Genomic DNA, 416 nt, shown 5'->3' on the forward strand with positions numbered 1-416 from the left:
GCAACAACGCCCGCACCTACAGTACGGCCGCCTTCACGGATTGCGAAACGCAGACCGTCGTCCATCGCGATCGGGTGGATCAGAGTAACAACCATTTTAATGTTGTCGCCCGGCATTACCATCTCTACGCCTTCCGGCAGTTCGATGGTACCAGTCACGTCAGTAGTACGGAAGTAGAACTGCGGACGGTAGCCTTTGAAGAACGGAGTATGACGGCCGCCTTCGTCTTTGGACAGGATGTACACTTCAGATTCGAACTTGGTGTGCGGCTTGATAGAGCCCGGCTTAGCCAGTACCTGACCACGTTCGATTTCTTCACGTTTGATACCACGCAGCAGAACACCAACGTTCTCACCAGCACGGCCTTCGTCCAGCAGTTTGCGGAACATTTCAACGCCAGTACAGGTAGACTTAGC

1 protein-coding gene is annotated in these 416 nt (G+C 53.8%); it reads right to left on the reverse strand.

Going from position 1 to position 416, the window contains the following annotated elements; all coding sequences use genetic code 11:
* A partial coding sequence (locus FDW96_RS12845; protein WP_252362873.1) for an EF-Tu/IF-2/RF-3 family GTPase occupies window positions 1-416 on the reverse strand: 416 nt, incomplete at both ends.

Source organism: Citrobacter sp. TBCS-15, assembly GCF_005280815.1.
Lineage (GTDB): Bacteria > Pseudomonadota > Gammaproteobacteria > Enterobacterales > Enterobacteriaceae > Citrobacter > Citrobacter werkmanii.